The 323-nt window shown below is 44.3% G+C and carries 1 protein-coding gene; it reads right to left on the bottom strand.

Annotated features, from left to right (window positions below):
• Window positions 1-323: aminotransferase class IV (locus tag AAEY83_RS13570; RefSeq protein WP_351059589.1), on the bottom strand; the 323-nt coding region annotated here is incomplete at both ends.

A 323-nucleotide genomic window follows, 5' to 3' on the forward strand; every position in this document is an offset into this window, starting at 1 on the left:
GTACCAGGTTTAGCAGCACGCTCTAGTAGCTCAGTAACGCTAAAGTTACGCTCGCTTACCGTCATACCTAAGTCTTTAGCTATGGTTAAAATACTATTACGGGTAACACCATGTAAAAATGTGCTATCGAGCGCTTTAGTAATAATTTCGTTGCCATCAATAAGTATAAAGTTAGCAGCACCGGTTTCTTGTACGTCGCCACCTGGACAAAATAAAATTTGATCAGCCTGATGCTTAGTACGTGCTGCTGAAATTGGTCCTAGTGCACTGGCGTAGTTGCCACCACTTTTTATCATGCCCATGTGCGGCGCACAGCGCATACC

It is taken from the genome of Psychrobacter sp. TB20-MNA-CIBAN-0197 (genome assembly GCF_040309765.1).
GTDB lineage: Bacteria > Pseudomonadota > Gammaproteobacteria > Pseudomonadales > Moraxellaceae > Psychrobacter > Psychrobacter submarinus.